Genomic DNA, 15,922 nt, shown 5'->3' on the forward strand with positions numbered 1-15,922 from the left:
GAAATTAGGATTAAGAATAGAATTTACACTTGTTAAAATCGAATCCATTTTAGCAATTAATAGTTCTGCTTTTTTCTGCACTGGTTGTACAGTTTCCATTAAACCTTTAACCACATTAGCATTTAGGGTATCACCATCTTTTGCAAAGTTTTTATCGTTTCCTAAAATCATAACGATGGCTTTCCCGCCTAAAAGGTCAGTACTTTCCAATCTAGCAATGGTATTTTTAGGAATTTCATATTCATCCTTCACTTTTAAGGTTGCTATAATAGTTCCATTAGGTTGTAAAGTTAATTTATCAACTCTTCCAATTTGAAAACCATTAATTAATACAGGTTTTGAAACGCCTAAACCATCAACACGAGAATAGATAGCATATAAAACAGTTTCGCTAGAAAATATAGAATTTCCCTTTAAAAAGTTATAGCCAATTATTAATAAGGCAATGGCAAATGCTGCTAATACGCCTACTTTGGTTTCGTTTTTTATCTTCACTTAGTTTGGTGTTTGTTAAATCTCAATTTCTTTTTTGTATTGTTTTATTGCATTAACAATTGCAGTTACTATTTCTTCTTGGCCTTCTGCAGAATTAATATAATCTTCTTCAGCTGGATTAGAAATAAAACCAATTTCTGTTAAAACAGAAGGCATAGCTGCACGTTGTAATATCAATAATCCTTGTTCTTTAACACCTCTGTTAACCCTTTTGTTCACATTGGTGTAGTTTTTTTGAATCATCTTTGCTAAAGCTAGGCTTTTAGCTCTGTAAAGAGATTTGTACAAAGATAACATAATTAATTCTTCAGGATTTGTAGGGTCATAAGTTCCTTTCTTTTTATAATCCTTATCCTTCAAAATATCCTCATTTTCTTTCAGGCCAGCATCCATTTCATTAATGCGTCTATATGCACCAACAAATGTTTCAGTTCCTTTTGTTGTCCTATCACTGCCACCCATTGAGTTACAATGAATGGAAATAAATAAATCTGCTTTTGCATCGTTCGCTATTTCAGCTCTGCGATACCAGTCTACATCCACATCTGTTTTACGAATTTGAATGATTTTAATTCCTGGTAATTCTTCTTCTAGCTTTTTACCAAGCCTTAAAGCAACTTTTAAAGCAACATTTTTTTCAAGTGAGTATTTGCCTGCTGCGCCTGGTTTAACACCTCCATGACCTGCATCAATTACAATGGTTTTGATTTTATAACCCTGCGCTAAAACGTTACTTGAATGAAAAAGAAATATAATGGCAAAGGTTAACAGGACACTTTTTAATCTCATTTAAACTTATTTTTTACAAATTTATAATAAATATCGTCAACTATATTTCTACACTTACTTTGTAGGCTTCTATTGCTTTTAACAGACAATTGGTTATTTCTTTTTGACCAGCTTCCGAGTTCATGTAATCTTCTTCATCAGGATTACTGATAAAACCAATTTCTGTTAAGATAGCTGGCATGCCAGCACGAGCCAATACAGCAAGGCTTTTTTCCTGTACTCCTCTATTTATTCTACCAACTTGTATGTATTCATCTTGCACTAATTTGGCAAGTTTTAAGCTCTGAGTTCTAAATGTGTTTTTCATTAAGGATAAAATGATGGCACTTTCTGGATCATCTGGATTAAAACCATCGTAATTCTCTTTATAGTTATCCTCTAAAAAGATTGATGCATTTTCCCTTTTAATCGCAGCATCTTGTTCATTTACACGCCCACTACCAGATACAAAAGTTTCTACACCTTTGGTGGATGTACTTTTAGCATATCTAGTTTTATAAATTGGAACTTTTTTGCCCTTTTTATTTCTAGTGTAACCACTGATATATCGTGTACCGTAAACAGGCATATCATTACAATGGATAGAAATAAATAAATCTGCTTTTGCATTATTGGCAATAGCAATTCGCTCATAAAGTGGGATAAAAGTATCATCCTGCCGAGTAAAAATTACTTTTACATCCTTCAAACTGTCTTGAATTAACTTGCCTAAACGTAAAGCAGTTTTTAAGGCAACATCTTTTTCTGTAGAATATAATCCTCTTGTACTACCGTCTTTACCGCCGTGGCCAGCATCGATGACAATTGTTTTTATTTTGTATTCTTGTGCAAGTAATTGATTATCAATACCTAAAATAAATAAGGCAGAAATAAATATAATCAAAATTGCATTTGGTCTAACCAATGGTATATTTTTCATTAATTTTGAACGTTTTGGGATAAACATTATTGCAAAAATAACATTCACACACGAATTTGAAACTTTTACGCGATATCATTTTTATTATTGCAGCTCTTTTATTAACATCTGTTGGTAACAAGGCGCTAGCCTCGTCTAATTTTTCCTTTCAACAGGTAACAAAACAAACGGATTCTACTAAAAGAGATACGTCAAAGGTCAAAATGAAAAAAAGCGATCTAGATGAGAAAGTAGAATACTTTGCAAAAGATTCTACACGTGTTGATAGGAAAAACGGCATCATGTATTTATACGGTAGAGCACGTGTGATTTATCAGGATTTTGAATTAGACGCAGATTATATCAGATTTAACTCAAAAGACAACACTATTTTTGCAAGAGGTATTAAAACCGATAAAGGTAAATATGTTGGCAGACCGATTTTTAAAATGGGTAGAGAGGGTTCATCCATTGCAGATTCATTAACCTACAATACAAAAACAGGTAAGGGAACAGTAAGTGGTGTATTTACCGAACAAGAGGGTGGGTTTTTTTCTGGGGGTAAAACTAAAATGCAGCCAGATAATGAATTTAATGTGTCTGGTACAACGTATAGTACGTGTAATTTGCCAGAACCCCATTATGGCATACACATTACCAAAGGTATTGCAACAGAAAATCAGATTATTACAGGACCAGTTTATTTAGAGTTTGAACGAGTTCCGTTACCTATAGCCATTCCATTTGGTTTTTTCCCAAAGCCCAATAAAAAATCTTCAGGTATTATATTACCAACACCAGGAGAAGATGCAACAAAAGGGTTTTCATTAACCAATGGTGGATATTATTTGGCTTTAAATGATTATTGGGATGCAAGGTTAACTGGCGATATTTATACAAATGGATCTTACCACTTAAATTTGGCGACAAATTATATTAAACGCTATAAGTTTGGTGGTAATTTTAATCTAGCCTATGCAAGTGATCGACAAGGATTGGAAGGAACACCCGAATACGATCCACAAAAAAACTTTCACATCGGTTGGACACACAGTCAAAATGCAAATGCTAAACCTGGTACGACATTTAGTGCTTCAGTAAATGCAGGTACGGGTAACTATTTCAGCGTTTCTGCTGCAAACGGAACATACGATATTAACCAGATTGCTAGTAATACCATGAGTTCGAGTATTGCTTATGGAAAAGTTTTTGGAGATGGATTGTTTAACTTAACTACTTCACTTTCTCACAGTCAAGAAACTAGAGCCAAAACAATTTCTTTAACCTTACCTCAAGTGAGTTTAAACATGTCTACTATTAGCCCATTCGATTCTAAAAATAGAGTAGGTGAGCAAAAATGGTATCAGAAAATTACGGTAGGATACAGCATGCAAGCAAGTAATACCGTAAATACAAGGGAAGATTTATTATTTGATAAAGACGGGTTAAAAAGATTTAGAAATGGAATGCAACACTCTATTCCAATCAGCTTACCATTTAATGTTTTAAAATATTTAAACTTTAACAGTAGCGTGAACTACAACGAACGCTGGTATTTACAATCAGTTCAAAATAGATATTTCAAAAGACCAAATTCATCTGATAGTGTAGCTATTGATACTTTAAATGGCTTTAAACGTGCCGGCGAATATTCGTTAAGTTTAGGTATGTCTACTAAATTATATGGCGGAAAGAAATTTAAAAACTTAGGTAGCATTAAAGCCATACGACATGTAATGACACCTAACGTTAGTTTTTCTTACAAACCAGATTTCTCTACCAATAATTATGGGTATTATAAAAACAAAGTATATTACACAAATGACATAAGACCTGGTAAAAGTGTACCATTGGATGGCGATAACTTAGTAAGAGATTACCAAGGACTTCCTCAAAAATACTCCATATTTGAAGGTGCACAATATGGTGGGCCATCTGCTGGTAAGCAAGCAAGTATCGGGTTTTCTGTAGATAATAATGTGGAATTAAAAGTGTCAGATTCAAAAGATACAACCGGAACTGGCGAAAAGAAAATACCAATTATACAAGGTTTAAATTTTTCTAGCTCCTATAATTTTGTAGCGCCAACTAAAAAACTAGCACCTATAAATTTTGGTGGAAGATCTCAGTTTACAGATAAATTAGGCTTTAACTTTAGCGGTGTTTTTAGTCCGTATGCTGTACAAAATGTACCGATAACTTCAGGTTCCGGCCCTTCACAAACAACTACATATCAATATCAAGAAGTGGATAGATATGTATGGAAAGATGGTAAATTACCACGATTAACTAGTTTTAACTTCTCTTTTGATTACAGTTTAAATCCAGATGCGCTAAAAGGCCGCAATAAAAACATGGATGCACTAAAAAATCAAACTGACCAACAACAAGCCGGAAGAACACCAGAACAAATTGAACAATTGCAAGCCATAAGTAGAGATCCAAATGCTTTTGTAGATTTTAATATCCCTTGGAATATTGCCTTTTCATACAGTTTTAATTACAACAACTCCTTAGGTTTAGCATCAACTAGAAGCATCAGTAATACATTGAATTTTAATGGAGATTTTAACTTAACCCCAAAATGGAAAATTCAATTCAATTCTGGTTACGATTTTAAAGCTAAAACTGTTTCTTATACATCATTTGCAATTTATAGAGATTTGCACTGTTGGGATTTAAGCGCCAATTGGATACCATTTGGTAGTTATCAAAGTTATTCGATAGATATAAAAGTAAAAGCGTCAATCCTTCAAGATCTTAAGCTAAGTAAACGTAAAGGCTATTATACAAAATATTAGGTTTTTAAATGCATTTACATATTATAAAATTGATTGTCGATACAATCGTAAATCGTAATTCTCAAATTGTAAATTAAATATATGCTGGCGGAAATCATTACCATAGGTGACGAAATACTAATTGGTCAAATAGTAGATACTAATTCTGCTTGGATGGGTAGGGAATTAAATAAGATTGGTATTAGTGTAAAGCAAATTACATCAGTATCTGATAATGCCGAACATATTATAGAAGCTTTAGATGAAGCGCAAAAACGAGCAGATCTAATTTTAATTACTGGTGGCTTGGGACCGACAAAGGATGATATTACTAAACTCACATTATCAAGATATTTTAATATGCCTTTAAGGCGAGACCAACCTACGCTCGAACACATAGAAGCTATTTTTGCTCGCTTCAATAGACCAATGATAGATGTAAATATCAGACAAGCAGATGTACCAGATGGATGCATTGTAATTCAGAACCAAAATGGTACAGCGCCATGCATGTGGTTTGAAATAGACGGAAAAATTATTGTTTCTATGCCTGGCGTACCTTTTGAAATGATGTATTTAATGGAAGATGAAATTTTACCTCGCCTTAAAAAAGCTTTCGTTTTACCATTCATTGTACATAAAACAATTTTAACATCGGGTTTAGGCGAATCATTTCTTGCACAACAAATTGAAGATATAGAAGATAGCTTACCTAGTTATATTAAGCTAGCATATTTACCAAAATTAGGGCAGGTGAGGTTAAGATTAAGCGCTTCAGGTAATGATGAAGCTAGTTTAAAAGCCGATATTAATAGTTACGCACAAAAAATTATTCAACGAATAAATTCGCATGTAGTAATTGATGAAGATGTGCCACTAGAAAAAGCAATTTTAGATAAAATGAAAGCTAAAAACCTCACTCTTTCTACTGCAGAAAGTTGCACAGGAGGTTATATTGCACATTTAATTACACAACATGCAGGTTCATCAGCAGTTTTTGCTGGTGGTGCAGTTGCCTACTCGTACGATTTAAAGGAATCTATTTTAGGCGTAAAACATCAAACCTTAACAGAATTTGGTGCAGTAAGCGAGCAAACTGTAAAAGAAATGGCGCAAGGCGCAATTACTCATTTCAAAACTGATTATTCAATTGCAGTTAGTGGAATAGCTGGTCCAGATGGCGGCATGCCTGGTAAACCTGTTGGTACTGTGTGGATTGCCATTGCAACAAAGGAAAAAGTAGTGGCAAAATTGTTCACATTTAGCAGCAAAAGAATACAAAATATAGAACGCTCAGCTACAGCAGCTTTAACTATGTTGCTAAATCTATTAAAACAAGATTTGAATTAAATAGGTAAAAAGGCGTACTTTTGCCCTCAGATACCAATTATAAACGCAATAACAAATGGCTCAATACGAATTATTGTTACCGAAAATGGGAGAGAGTGTTGCAGAAGCAACCATCATTAAATGGACTAAGCAACCAGGAGATTTAATTCAACTGGATGACACAATATTAGAAATTGCAACTGATAAGGTAGATTCTGAAGTGCCATCGCCTGTGGCAGGTAAATTGGTTAAGCAACTTTTTGCTGCTGATGAAGTGGTTCAAGTAGGTGCTGTAATTGCAATTATAGAGATTGAAGGTACAGCAGAAACTGCTCCAGTTGCAGAAACTAAACAAGAAGAAACTACAGCAACAGCTCCAGTTGTAGAAAATATTCCGGGTGTAGCTCAGTTACCTGTAACTAAAACAGAAGAAAATCAACCTCAAGACTTTAAAAGCTCTGATCGTTTTTATTCACCATTGGTGAAAAACATTGCTGCACAAGAGAACATCCCACTTGCAGAACTTGATCAAATAAAAGGAAGCGGAGCAGAAGGACGTTTAACTAAAGATGATTTGTTAAACCATATCCAAAGTAAAAATGGTGGCACACAAATTAAAGCAACGTCGCCCGCAACGGAAGCTCCAGCGCCAGTTGAAGCTAGTAAAACAGTAACTGCAAGTGCAAAACCTGTAAGTTCTGTAAGTGGCGGCGATGAAATTATAGAGATGGATAGAATGCGCAAACTGATTGCCGAACACATGGTAATGAGTAAACATACTTCCCCTCACGTAACTTCCTTTGTAGAGGCTGATGTAACCAATATGGTAATGTGGCGTGATAAAGTGAAAAAAGCATTCGAGCAACGCGAAAATGAAAAAATTACGTTTACACCAATATTCGTTGAGGCAGTAAGCAGAGCGATAAAAGATTTTCCAATGATTAACGTAACAGTTAATGGAACACAAATCATCAAAAAACGCGACATTAATATTGGCATGGCAGCAGCTTTGCCAAGTGGAAATTTAATTGTACCTGTAATTAAGAATGCAGATCAATTAAATTTAGTGGGCTTAACTAAAGCAGTTAACGATTTAGCATCTCGTGCTCGTAATTCTAAATTAAAACCAGACGAAACTCAAAACGGAACATTCACGTTAACAAATGTGGGTTCTTTTGGTAATGTAATGGGTACGCCGATTATTAATCAGCCACAAGTTGCAATTTTAGCTGTTGGTGCTATTAAAAAGAAACCAGCAGTTTTAGAAACCGAATTTGGCGATGTTATTGCAATTAGACACATGATGTTCCTTTCTCTTTCTTACGATCATAGAGTTGTTGATGGTGCATTGGGAGGCTCTTTTGTTCGTCGTGTAGCAGATTATTTAGAGAACTGGGATATCAATAGAGAAATTTCATAATACATTCATCTTGCAAGTATTTATCAAGAAATCTTAAAACAATTATATATAATAGTATGCAAAGGCCTGTGTTTCACAGGCTTTTTTTGTTGATATCCTTTATCTAGTCAATTTTTTTAGAAAACCAATGTCAGTATTCCATCGCAAGCTTAGCCCTGCTTTCCGCTTTACTTCGTGCTCGCTCCAATCAGGTTTAAAGAAGGTAAAACAGTACAAATAAATTAATACTCATTGCCTAATACACTCGTTCTTGTCTAAAACTTTTTTTGTCATTTCGAAAGCTCTTCACCTAAGTTTGTTTCCCTTTAATACTAATCCAAAATATTGATTAACATAGCTTGTGGCTTTTGATGAAGTTTAAAAAACCTGTCGCCTGCAAGAAGAAACCTAACAAACGCACGAAGGAACCTAGTAAGCACACGAAGAAACCTAGCAGGCGCACGAAGAAATCTAGCAGGCGCACGAAGAAACCTAGCAGACGCACGAGGAAACCTAGCAGGCGCACGAAGAAACCTAGCAGGCGCACAAAGGAACCTAGCAGACGCACGAAGAAACCTAGCAGGCGCACAAAGAAACCTAGCTAGTGCACGAAGGAACCTTCCACCTGCAAGAAGGAACTTAGCACCTGCAAGAAGCAACCTAATTCCATAAAAATGCAAAAGCCTCAACAGAACGTCGAGGCTTTTTGCTCAAAACAAAACAAAAAACAATTAATTAGCTAGAATGCCTTCTTCGGCTATTGCTGCAATATCTTGTTGACTATAGCTTAACTTTCCAGTCTGTGCTATAAATACATCTTTATTTAATAGTAAATCGCGGTGTGCAATTAGGTTTTTTAAACTAACATTACCAATTACATATTTATATTCGTTACGTGAGAAACGTTCTGAAATGTTCTCAATCTGTAATTTCTCTATGGTATACTCATGTACATATCTTATATATACTTCAATACTCACTTTATCAGTATGTATTAAACCATTTAATTGATGGTATTTTTTATACTCGTAACGGTAATCATAACGTAAAGCGGCAATATCAGAAAGAACAGCAGCGCCAGTAGGGTGCCCGCCTGCACCTTTACCAAAAAAGAACTGTTTATCAGCAAATGCTGCTTGTACAGTTACTCCATTGTATTCATTTTCTACATTGTATAAAAAATCGTCAGCCTTTACAAATTTTGGCAATACAAAAGCAACAACTTGTTTAGTACTTATTTTACGTGCTGTTGGTACTAATTTAATTTTAAAGTTTTTCTCTCTTGCATATTGAATATCAGCATCAGAAATATTCTGAATACCAACATTTAATATATGGTCTGGATTGATAAATAAACCATAAGCATGTGCCGTAGCAATGGCCAATTTGTATTTCGGATCATAACCTCCAACATCTAAAATAGGATCGGTTTCTGCGAAACCTAAATCTTGTGCCTGTTTTAAAGCTGTTTCATAGGCTAAACCTTCGTTAAATATTTTAGATAAAATATAGTTTGATGAACCATTGAAAATACCACTAATGCCATGCAAAAGTTCATTATCGTAATATTCTTCTAGGTTACGAATAATTGGAATACTACCGCAAACAGCGCCTTCATATAGTAAAGACGTGCCATGTTTAGCTTGCAATTGCACCAATTCTTCTAAATGAATGGCAATCATTTTTTTATTGGCCGATACCACATGTTTACCATTGCTTAATGCTTTTTTTACTATTTGAAAAGCAACCTCTGCATCGTCAATTAATTCAACTATTGTATTTATTTCTGGGTTATTTAAAATTTCGTCGTGAGAAGTCGTGAAAAGGTGAGCGTCTAGACTGCGTTTCTTTTCAGGGTTTTTAATTGCAATTTTTACGACTTCTAAATTTAAGTTTTGCCCGCGAATAATATCATGCAAACCTTGACCAACTACTCCAAATCCAAATAATCCTATTTTAAGTTTCTTACTCATTATTGTATCTATTGTGCTTTCAGCTTTCGCTTTAAGCTTATTATGCTGTTTTATGTAATTTGATTATTTTCTTATCGCTACTTTCTTTTAAGAAATTGCCGATGATATTTGTTAGTTTATCAGTTTCTATTAAAAAACCATCGTGTCCATAAGCGCAATTAATACTACTGAATTGTGCATCATTAATATGGTTAGCTAAAAACTTTTGTTCACTGATAGGGAAGAGAATATCATTCTCAATACCAATTACTAATGTATTTGCTTTAACTTCTGCTAAAGCAGCTGTAATACTTTTTCTTCCACGTCCAACATTATGGCTATCCATCGCTTTGCTTAAATACCAATAACTGTATGCATTAAAGCGTTTACACAATTTCTCACCTTGGTAATTCTGGTAAGATGCTGCTCTGTAACCTGTCGTTTTATCGTTTACACTTTCTAATTGCGTTGCTGAGTACGCTTCGTAAGTACGATAAGATAATAAGGCAATACTGCGTGCAACTTTTAAGCCTTTTAAACCGCCATCTGGCTGATTTGCGTAAAATGTCCTATCTGTACTAATAGCTAAACGTTGACTTTCGTTAAAGGCAATTCCCCACGGAGAATGAACTGCATTTGTGGCCACCAAAATTAAATTCTCTATCGTCTGCGTTTTAGCCAACGACCATTCTAATGCTTGCTGACCACCTAAAGACCCACCAATTAAAACTTTAATATTGCTTATTTCTAAATGGTTCGCTAATAAATGATGTGTTGCTGCTAAATCTTTAATGGTAAATTCTGGGAAAGACAAGTAGTAAGGCTGACCAGTTGTTGGATTTTTACTTAGCGGATTTGTAGTTCCATAATTTGAACCTAAAATGTTAGCACAAACAATAAAATGTTCTTCTGGATTAAATAAAGCATTATTTCCAAACAATCCTTTCCACCAATCTAATACATCAGCATTTGCGGTTAATGCATGACAAGCCCAAATTACATTATCCTTGTTGGCATTTAATTTACCAAATGTTTGATAAGCAATTTCTAGATTGCGCAACTTTTTACCGTTTTCTAGTTTGAATATTTTAGGGTGTTTATATATAGCTACTGTGCTCATGATGTACTAATTCTTCTTTTTAATGTAATTGACTTGATAATAGGTAACAGCGTATCTCGATTTCTCGAGACCTTCCGAATTGAAAATAGCAAAGTGGAAGATTTTTTAAACTAGTATATGCGACAGCACATACAGTTTGTTAACTGCATATTACAACAAATCAGATTTACACTTAAAAATGCAATTGATCGTTTGGGGCTTGACTTAAGATTTTCGCTTAGCGAAATTGAATTGACTGTTTTCATCTTCTTAATTTATATTTCCAAGCAACACCATGTTGGCTGGTCAGGAATTGGCACCTTCTCCGTTAGGGAGGGTTGCCAGTGGGTCAAAGAGCCTGTCTCTCGCCACTTCTTTATAAATCAAATCGATAAAAGATTTGATTTTTATTTAGCTTTCACCAAATAATGTTTCAAATATAAGATTGTATATGAAAATATGCAAAATAAAATTCTGATTAATGTTTAACTAACTGAAAATTAGTATAATAAAATTCTATTAATAGTAGCAGTTCATGCAGCGTAGCTTTATATTAACTTTAATGCTTGCTCAAAATCGGTAATCAAATCATCAATATGCTCTAGGCCAACCGATACCCGAATTAAATTCTGTGGAGTTTTAGTGTCTGGTCCTTCAACAGAAGCACGATGTTCTACTAAACTTTCTACACCACCAAGACTTGTAGCCTGAGCAAATATTTTTACAGTATTCACCACTTTTCTAGCATTAGCTGCATCGCCTTTAATCAATACGGACAACATTCCTCCAAAATCTCTCATTTGTTTTTTGGCAATGTTATGTTGTGGGTGAGAAGGTAAGCCAGGATAATAAACTGTAGCTACTTTTGGATGTGCTTCTAAATATTGAGCCAGTTTAATCGCGTTTTCACAATGGCCTTTTATTCTATATGCTAATGTTTTAATGCTTCTAAGTAATAAGAAACAATCAAATGGCGATGGAACTGCACCACCATTTTGCTGTATATTTTTAACTCTTTCCCAAAACTCATTCTTAGTTGCGGTTGTTAAGGAACCGCCTAAAACATCGCTATGACCACCAATATATTTAGTAGTAGAATGCATTACAATGTCTGCGCCTAAAGAAATTGGATTTTGCAAAGTTGGAGAAGCAAAGGTGCTATCGACTGCTAAAATGAGTTTATGTGCTTTGCAAATCTTTGACAAAGCTTCAATATCAGTAATTTTTAAGAGGGGGTTAGAAGGAGTTTCTGCCCAAATCATTACTGTATTTGGTTTAATGAAACTTTCTATTTTATCAACATCAATTAAACTAATAAAATCAAATGTTAGGGTTTCATTAAAAATACTTAATAATTGTTTTTTTAACCCCCAATACATATCATCAGGTGCAATAATATGGCTACCAGGTTTTAAGGCCTGAAAAATAGACATCCCAGCGGTATTGCCAGATGAAAAAACACAAGTATCAGCTCCAAATTCTAATTTAGTAAGTACATTTTCTAAAGCTGCTCTATTTGGGTTGCTCACCCTACTATACATATGTCCCCCTGGATATCCACCATCTTCATCGCGTAAAAAAGTGGTAGATAAGCTAATAGGCATCGTTACATCGCCTGTGGCACTTTTTACTAAATTTAACGCATGGATGGCGGCAGTTTCTGGTTTCATTTTTTAGGAATTAAATAACAAAGATTTATAACAAAGCTAAATTTTATCTTGCTAAAAAAATGATTTTGGCAAGATTTATGTAAAAGCTTAAGCAAAAAACAAGTATATGAAAAGAATATTTTTAATAGCAGCCTTAATTTGTAGTTCATTAATAGTGTTACAAAGCTGCTCTCCGAAAACAACAAGTGGTACAGCTGCGGTAAAACGTGGTGATGTAACAGGTAATTGGGTTTTAAACGACATTACTTTTGATGGTATTCCTGAGGTTGCCGTAAAATCATTCTTAGGCGAAAGTTCTTATAAATGTTTTGTAGGTAGCACATGGGATTTAACAAATAGTGGTAATGGAAGCTACAGTTTACCATCCAGTGCAAGTTGTGGAGCAAAAACTCAAGCTATTTTTTGGTCAGTGAGCACAGCTGATGAAACTTTCCAGTTTAAAAAATTAAATGAAGGTGATAAAGCTAAAAACATAACAGATGGTTATCGTTTAATGCTTTCTTCATCAGATGGAAGTAATATGATTATTAAATCGCCAATAGAATACGGTAGTAAAACTGCTTACATTGTAATGAATTTTACAAAAGCAGTAAAGTAATTAGTTAATTATTAAGCTAATAGCTAATCATAAAAGCATTCCGAATTATCGGGATGCTTTTATTGTTTCTAAATAAAGCCATTTTTACAAGAAAATGATTTTCAATTAGGTCAATATTGTACTTTTGCCTAAACATTAAATAAATTACCGTGCAGGCTTTAACTTTACTTCTCAACAACCCAATTCTTGAAGAACCTTTAAAGGCTATTGCCCAAAAAGTCCAAAACCATCAACGGATAACTTTTGATGAAGGTTTATACTTATATGAACATGCAGAATTAGGCTATTTAGGTGTATTGGCTAATTTTATCAGAGAAGAAAAGCATGGTGATAAAACATATTTCAATCGTAATTTTCATTTAGAGCCCACCAATTTGTGTGTGTACGATTGTAAATTCTGTTCGTATTCTCGCTTAATTAAACAGAAAGAAGAAGGCTGGGCATTAACTATAGATGAGATGTTAGACGTAGTTAAAAAATATGATGATGAGCCTGTTACTGAAGTTCATATTGTTGGGGGTGTTTTGCCGCAATACGATGTAGAATTTTATTCGGGTTTGTTTAGCGCTATTAAAAAACATCGCCCTGCTTTACACGTAAAAGCATTAACTCCTGTAGAATATCATTATATCTTTAAAAAAACCAAAATAGACTATGCTACGGGAATGAAGTTGATGAAAGACGCTGGTTTAGAATCAATTCCAGGAGGTGGAGCCGAAATATTTCATCCAGAAATTAGAGAACAAATTGCCAAAGATAAATGTACGGCAGACCAATGGCTTGCCATACATGAAGAGTGGCATAAATTAGGAATGCGTTCTAATGCGACCATGTTATATGGTCATATTGAGAAATACGAACATCGTGTAGATCACATGGAACGTTTACGTCAGTTGCAAGATCAAACTAAGGGTTTTCAAACATTTATTCCTTTAAAATTCAGAAATCAGCATAACCAAATGAGCCATGTGCCAGAGGTTTCGGTGATTGAAGATTTACGCAACTATGCCATTGCTCGTATTTATTTAGATAATTTCGATCACATTAAGGCCTATTGGGCAATGATTAGCAGAGAGACTGCTCAGCTTTCTTTAAACTTTGGAGTTGATGATATTGACGGTACTTTGGATGATACGACCAAAATTTATTCGATGGCAGGTGCTGAAGAGCAAAACCCAGCAATGAGTACACAAGAATTGGTTAATTTGATTAAACAAGTGGGTAGAAAACCAATTGAGAGAGATACATTGTATAACGTAGTAACCGATTATACTGATATTGTTTTTGAAAGCGATGTTAAACCATCTTATTACAAATTACCTGTTATAAATTAGATCATTTTTTATTGGTTCATTTGGAAGATGCATGACATATTTATACGAATGAACTATTGAACTGATGAACAAATGAACGAATTTACATTATGAAGGAATTATACATCATCCGCCACGGCGAAACAGAATTGAATAGATTAGGAATTGTGCAAGGTAGGGGTGTAGACAGTGATTTAAATGATACTGGACGAGCACAAGCTACTGCATTTTTTGAACGGTATAAAGCAGTAGCATTCGATAAAATTTATACATCAGAACTGAAACGCACACACCAGACTGTACGACAATTTATAGATTTAGGTTTACCTTGGGAGCAAGAATCAGGATTAGATGAATTGGCTTGGGGTTTATGGGAAGGTCAGCCAAATACCGAAGAATCTAGGGCGGCTTTTAGAGAGGTAGTTGAGAAATGGCAAGGTGGTAATTATGATGCAAAATTTGAAGGTGGCGAAAGCCCTAACGATGTAAGTTTACGTTTACAAGAAACGATTTCGCTAATTAAAAGCAAAGCTGATGAAAAACGAATCTTAGTGTGCATGCATGGCAGAGCAATGCGATTATTGCTATGCTTATTGCTTGATAAACCACTATCTGAAATGGGCGATTTCCCGCATCAAAATACAACGTTATATAGATTGGGTTTTGATGATAATAGGTTTACAGTAATCGATTTTAACAATACTGATCATTTAAAATAAAAATCATGTTTGTTTCAGCATCTAAATAAACCCTGAAATAAATTCAGGGCGACGAATAAAACAATATTAAAAGTGAGTAAAATAAAAATATCTGCAGTTTCTTATACCAATACCAAACCTTTTATTTACGGAATTGAACACAATGATATTCGCAACGAAATAGATTTAAGTTTAGATATCCCTTCGGATTGTGCCGCAAAATTAATTGCTAACAAGGTTGATGTCGGTTTAATACCAGTTGCTGCGATACCTCACGTACCTAATGCGAACATTATAGGTTCTTATTGCATCGGTTCTGTGGGTGCAGTTAATTCTGTGTTTATTTTCGCTAATGTTCCTGCTGCAGAAATAAAAACGGTAAAACTCGATTTACAATCGCGTACCTCTAATAACTTGGCTAAAGTTTTATTAAAATTTCATTTTAAAGTTGAAGTAGAATTTACAACTGATCAAGATGCCAAAACTGACGCAATTGTTTTAATTGGAGATCGTACTTTTGGTAGAAAGGCAGATTTTGCTTACGCTTATGACATGGGTGAGGAGTGGATGAAGTTTACTGGATTGCCATTTGTTTATGCTGCTTGGGTAGCTAATAAAGCTATTTCTCCAACTTTTGTTGCTGCATTTGATGAGGCTTTGCAATTTGGTTTAGCTCATAGAAATGAAGTTTTAAAAGAATTGCCTCAACTTTCAAATTTTGATTTGGATGATTATCTTTTCCATAAGTTGGATTTCGACTTAACCGATGAGAAGAGGAAGGCGCTGGGGTTGTTTTTAGGGTATATAGAACAGCTTTAATGTAGCCCATCCCGCGAAAGCGGGAACCGCAAAACGGTAAAAAGACCTGATATTGCATCACGATTCCCATTCGATAGCTATCG

At 34.5% G+C, this 15,922-nt stretch carries 13 protein-coding genes and 1 riboswitch; of the genes, 7 read left to right on the top strand and 6 right to left on the bottom strand.

Features of this window, described 5'->3' with window-relative positions; all coding sequences use genetic code 11:
* From WC622_RS14985 to WC622_RS14995, 3 genes are all read right to left on the bottom strand, one after another.
* Positions 1-495: MlaD family protein (locus tag WC622_RS14985; protein ID WP_372820513.1), on the bottom strand; the 495-nt coding region annotated here is incomplete at its 3' end.
* A gap of 15 nt (positions 496-510) precedes the next feature.
* The gene (locus WC622_RS14990; RefSeq protein ID WP_372820514.1) at positions 511-1,284 is read right to left on the bottom strand and encodes an N-acetylmuramoyl-L-alanine amidase; all 774 of its coding nucleotides are present in this window, start codon (positions 1,282-1,284) and stop codon (positions 511-513) included.
* 40 nt (positions 1,285-1,324) lie between these two features.
* Complete coding sequence (locus WC622_RS14995) at positions 1,325-2,203, bottom strand: N-acetylmuramoyl-L-alanine amidase (protein ID WP_372820515.1); 879 nt, start codon at positions 2,201-2,203, stop codon at positions 1,325-1,327.
* 203 nt (positions 2,204-2,406) lie between these two features.
* Between WC622_RS14995 and WC622_RS15000 the strand changes: the two genes are divergently transcribed.
* From WC622_RS15000 to WC622_RS15010, 3 genes are all read left to right on the top strand, one after another.
* Positions 2,407-4,983, top strand: a complete 2,577-nt coding sequence (locus WC622_RS15000) for a putative LPS assembly protein LptD (protein ID WP_372820516.1) — start codon at positions 2,407-2,409, stop codon at positions 4,981-4,983.
* An 81-nt stretch (positions 4,984-5,064) separates the two neighbouring features.
* On the top strand, positions 5,065-6,312 hold the full coding sequence (locus WC622_RS15005; RefSeq protein ID WP_372820517.1) for a competence/damage-inducible protein A: 1,248 nt from the start codon (positions 5,065-5,067) through the stop codon (positions 6,310-6,312).
* A gap of 55 nt (positions 6,313-6,367) precedes the next feature.
* Positions 6,368-7,711, top strand: coding sequence for a dihydrolipoamide acetyltransferase family protein (locus tag WC622_RS15010; RefSeq protein ID WP_372820518.1), 1,344 nt, complete (start codon positions 6,368-6,370; stop codon positions 7,709-7,711).
* Between the two features lie 710 nt (positions 7,712-8,421).
* Here WC622_RS15010 and WC622_RS15015 read toward each other — a convergent pair.
* The 3 genes from WC622_RS15015 to WC622_RS15025 all read right to left on the bottom strand — a co-directional run bounded on the left by WC622_RS15015 (position 8,422) and on the right by WC622_RS15025 (position 12,411).
* Positions 8,422-9,663, bottom strand: coding sequence for a homoserine dehydrogenase (locus WC622_RS15015; protein WP_372820519.1), 1,242 nt, complete (start codon positions 9,661-9,663; stop codon positions 8,422-8,424).
* Between the two features lie 40 nt (positions 9,664-9,703).
* Positions 9,704-10,762: a homoserine O-acetyltransferase gene (gene metX, locus WC622_RS15020; protein WP_372820520.1), complete on the bottom strand. Its 1,059-nt coding sequence runs from the start codon at positions 10,760-10,762 to the stop codon at positions 9,704-9,706.
* 251 nt (positions 10,763-11,013) lie between these two features.
* Positions 11,014-11,126: riboswitch (SAM riboswitch) on the bottom strand.
* Between the two features lie 163 nt (positions 11,127-11,289).
* Entirely contained in the window at positions 11,290-12,411 is a 1,122-nt protein-coding gene (locus WC622_RS15025; protein WP_372820521.1) for a PLP-dependent aspartate aminotransferase family protein, read from the bottom strand.
* Positions 12,412-12,517: 106 nt separating this feature from the next.
* Here WC622_RS15025 and WC622_RS15030 point away from each other — a divergent pair, with 106 nt between their 5' ends.
* From WC622_RS15030 to WC622_RS15045, 4 genes are all read left to right on the top strand, one after another.
* Positions 12,518-13,009 carry a hypothetical protein gene (locus tag WC622_RS15030; protein ID WP_372820522.1) on the top strand — a complete coding sequence of 164 codons (492 nt, stop codon included), beginning with the start codon at positions 12,518-12,520 and terminating at the stop codon, positions 13,007-13,009.
* Between the two features lie 149 nt (positions 13,010-13,158).
* Entirely contained in the window at positions 13,159-14,343 is a 1,185-nt protein-coding gene (gene mqnE / locus WC622_RS15035; protein WP_372820523.1) for an aminofutalosine synthase MqnE, read from the top strand.
* Positions 14,344-14,432: 89 nt separating this feature from the next.
* Positions 14,433-15,041, top strand: coding sequence for a histidine phosphatase family protein (locus WC622_RS15040; protein WP_372820524.1), 609 nt, complete (start codon positions 14,433-14,435; stop codon positions 15,039-15,041).
* A gap of 72 nt (positions 15,042-15,113) precedes the next feature.
* A complete protein-coding gene (locus WC622_RS15045) occupies positions 15,114-15,839 on the top strand; it encodes a menaquinone biosynthetic enzyme MqnA/MqnD family protein (protein WP_372820525.1) in 726 nt (241 codons plus the stop codon).
* Positions 15,840-15,922: the final 83 nt, after the last annotated feature.

It is taken from the genome of Pedobacter sp. (genome assembly GCF_041662865.1).
Classification (GTDB): Bacteria; Bacteroidota; Bacteroidia; order Sphingobacteriales; family Sphingobacteriaceae; genus Pedobacter.

Coding starts and splice junctions, on each gene's coding strand:
- WC622_RS15010 (WP_372820518.1), top strand. CDS start 6,368: ATGGCTCAATACGAATTATTGTTACCGAAAATGGGAGAGAGTGTTGCA.
- WC622_RS14990 (WP_372820514.1), bottom strand. CDS start 1,284: ATGAGATTAAAAAGTGTCCTGTTAACCTTTGCCATTATATTTCTTTTT.
- WC622_RS15040 (WP_372820524.1), top strand. CDS start 14,433: ATGAAGGAATTATACATCATCCGCCACGGCGAAACAGAATTGAATAGA.
- WC622_RS15005 (WP_372820517.1), top strand. CDS start 5,065: ATGCTGGCGGAAATCATTACCATAGGTGACGAAATACTAATTGGTCAA.
- WC622_RS15000 (WP_372820516.1), top strand. CDS start 2,407: ATGAAAAAAAGCGATCTAGATGAGAAAGTAGAATACTTTGCAAAAGAT.
- WC622_RS15015 (WP_372820519.1), bottom strand. CDS start 9,663: ATGAGTAAGAAACTTAAAATAGGATTATTTGGATTTGGAGTAGTTGGT.
- WC622_RS15025 (WP_372820521.1), bottom strand. CDS start 12,411: ATGAAACCAGAAACTGCCGCCATCCATGCGTTAAATTTAGTAAAAAGT.
- WC622_RS15030 (WP_372820522.1), top strand. CDS start 12,518: ATGAAAAGAATATTTTTAATAGCAGCCTTAATTTGTAGTTCATTAATA.
- metX (WP_372820520.1), bottom strand. CDS start 10,762: ATGAGCACAGTAGCTATATATAAACACCCTAAAATATTCAAACTAGAA.
- WC622_RS14995 (WP_372820515.1), bottom strand. CDS start 2,203: ATGAAAAATATACCATTGGTTAGACCAAATGCAATTTTGATTATATTT.